We start from the raw sequence: 2,856 nt of genomic DNA, 5'->3' as shown, positions 1-2,856 counted from the left end.
CGCAGGTGGATTTCGTTCTGTCAACGTGCGCCTGCGTGAGGCGTTTGATATGTTTGCAAACGTCCGTCCTGCAAAAACCATCATCCCGGGTCGATACGAAAACATTGACATCGTGTTGGTCCGGGAAAACCTCGAGGGTTTCTACGTAGCTCACGAACACTACATTCCGGTCGGAGACGACCCACATGCTGTAGCAGTTTCCCAGGGTGTGAACACGCGCCAAGGCTGCCTGCGCATTGCCCGATTCGCGTTCGAATACGCGGTCAAACACGGCCGCAAGAAAATCACCGTCGTACACAAGGCAAATATTCTGAAGGCGCTTACCGGCATTTTCCTTCAGGCAGCCAAAGACATAGCAAGGGAGTATGAAGGTCGCGTGGTGCTCGACGACCGTATTGTAGATGCCTGTGCGATGCAACTGGTGCTAAATCCGTGGCAGTTTGACATGCTGCTTTGCACCAATTTATTTGGCGACATTTTGTCGGACCAACTGGCAGGTCTAGTGGGCGGCCTAGGTCTCGCTCCCGGTTCGAACATAGGGAAGGAGGTAGCGCTCTTCGAAGCTGTGCACGGCTCAGCACCCGATATTGCCCACAAGGGGATTGCCAATCCGGTTTCACAACTACTCGCAGCAGGTTTGATGCTTGAGCACGTCGGCCACACCGACCTCGCCGAGCGCCTGGTGAACGGCATTCGCATCACGCTCCTCGAAGACAACGTCCGCACGGCCGATATCGGCGGACGTGCTTCGACTGCCGAGTTCTCAGCGGCGCTCATTCGGCACCTTATTTGAGGCTGACGCTAAACGTCGCCTTTCTTCTCATTTCCAGTGTGATGCTATGCCCAAAAAGACTTCCCCCGAACAAAATGACGCGGCCGTTCCTTCGGGGATACGTGGTGGCTTGACGAACTACGGTGACACCGGCTTCTCCCTCTTCCTGCGCAAAGCCTTCATCAAGGGTGCCGGTTACACGGACAGCGCGCTCGACCGGCCCGTCGTCGGGATCACGAACACAGGGAGTGCCTACAATCCGTGCCACGGCAATGCTCCTCAACTCATTGAAGCGCTTAAGCGAGGCGTCCTGATGGCGGGCGGCTTGCCGATGGACTTTCCGACCATTTCCATCCACGAAAGTTTTTCGCAGCCAACCAGCATGTTCATGCGAAATCTCATGTCGATGGACACAGAAGAGATGATCCGTGCCCAGCCGATGGACGCCGCCGTGCTTATCGGTGGCTGTGACAAGACTGTACCCGCCCAATTGATGGGGGCAGCCTCCGCTGGCATTCCCGCAATTCAGCTCATTACTGGTTCAATGCTGACTGGAGCGCATCGTGGCGAGCGAGTCGGTGCCTGTACAGACTGCCGCCGGTACTGGGGCAAATTCCGCGCCGAGGAAATCACTGAAGAAGAGATCGCCGAAGTGAATGACAAGCTCGTACCGAGCATCGGTACATGCTCGGTCATGGGCACCGCGAGCACGATGGCCTGCGTCGCCGAAGCAATGGGGATGACGATGCCTGGCGGCGCATCCCCGCCCGCAGTCACCTCGGACCGTATGCGTATCGCGGAGCAGACCGGCTTCCAAGCCGTGGAGATGGCTCGTCAGCGGCTGACTATCGATAAAATCCTTACGGCAGAGTCCTTCGAGAACGGCTTACGTGTGCTGTTGGCTATCGGCGGTTCGACGAACGGAATCGTGCACCTGACCGCTGTTGCTGGTCGTCTCGGGTTCGACATCGACCTCGACGCCGTTGACCGCATGGGTCGCGAAACACCGGTGCTGCTAAACCTTAAGCCGTCCGGTGAGCATTACATGGAAGACTTCCATCGCGCTGGCGGCATGGCTACGCTCCTGCATGAACTGAAGCCTTTGTTGCACCTCGACGCTATGACCGTGACTGGTCGCACCCTCGGCGAGGAAATGGAGCGCGCCGCGCTTCGAGCAAAGCGTGGTAAAACCGATGACAGACCCCATTTATCCTCAGGGCGGTTTAGCTGTTCTGCGTGGCAACCTTGCGCCCGGCGGTGCCATCATCAAGCAATCGGCTGCAACCCAGAGCCTGATGGAACACGAAGGCCGGGCGGTCGTCTTTGAAGACGTAGCGGACATGGCGAGCCGCATCGACGCCGACGACCTCGACGTCAACGCGAATGACGTCATCGTCCTTAAGCGCATCGGTCCGAAGGGCGCGCCCGGGATGCCGGAAGCGGGGTATATCCCGATTCCGAGGAAGCTTGCTCGCGCAGGGGTGAAAGACATGGTTCGAATTTCGGATGGCCGAATGAGCGGTACCGCCTTCGGCACGATTGTCCTGCACGTAACCCCCGAAGCAGCTATCGGAGGACCGCTTGCCCAAGTTCGAAACGGTGACCGCATCAAGCTGAGCGTGGCGAATCGAGAGATTTCCCTGCTGGTGGACGATGCTGAGTTGCAACGCCGAACACAGGAGAATCCGGTTTTGATCCCTACGGCCGCTCGCGGTTACCAAAAGCTCTTCCTTGATACTGTGACCCAGGCCGACAAAGGCGCGGACTTCGACTTTCTGCGAGGAACCGAGTCTCGTGGGTTTGTTCCGCGGAAGTAAAACGCGTGGGAAGGCCGCGACAACACGACAATTCTAAATCCGTCGCGTCCCTTCATTAGTACCCCTGGTTGTAACAGCAATACCAAGGAGACACCAAATGGATTCGGATACCCGTCCTTCTGTGAGGCAGGAGGGAATATCGGCCGACCGCTCGAATTTGCTTCGTAGCGCGGCGCGCAAAAACGCGTGGCGATTGCTACCATTGCTGATAGCTGCGCTTATTCTTAGTTATATCGACAAGAACAATGCAGGCTTCGCTGCACTGAC

Annotated in this window: 1 protein-coding gene and 1 pseudogene; both read left to right on the top strand. The window is 57.4% G+C overall.

Translation table 11 applies throughout. The features are described 5' to 3' along the window. Positions 1-793: isocitrate/isopropylmalate dehydrogenase family protein (locus ACFFAR_RS29945; RefSeq protein ID WP_375509089.1), on the top strand; the 793-nt coding region annotated here is incomplete at its 5' end. 46 nt (positions 794-839) lie between these two features. Then, a pseudogene (locus ACFFAR_RS29940) lies at positions 840-2,589 on the top strand (IlvD/Edd family dehydratase). The last annotated feature ends 267 nt before the right edge of the window (positions 2,590-2,856 follow it).

This window comes from uncultured Caballeronia sp., from assembly GCF_964243625.1.
GTDB lineage: Bacteria > Pseudomonadota > Gammaproteobacteria > Burkholderiales > Burkholderiaceae > Caballeronia.
The sequence above is the reverse complement of the archived record's forward strand: the minus strand, read 5'-3'. Positions and strand labels throughout refer to the sequence as shown.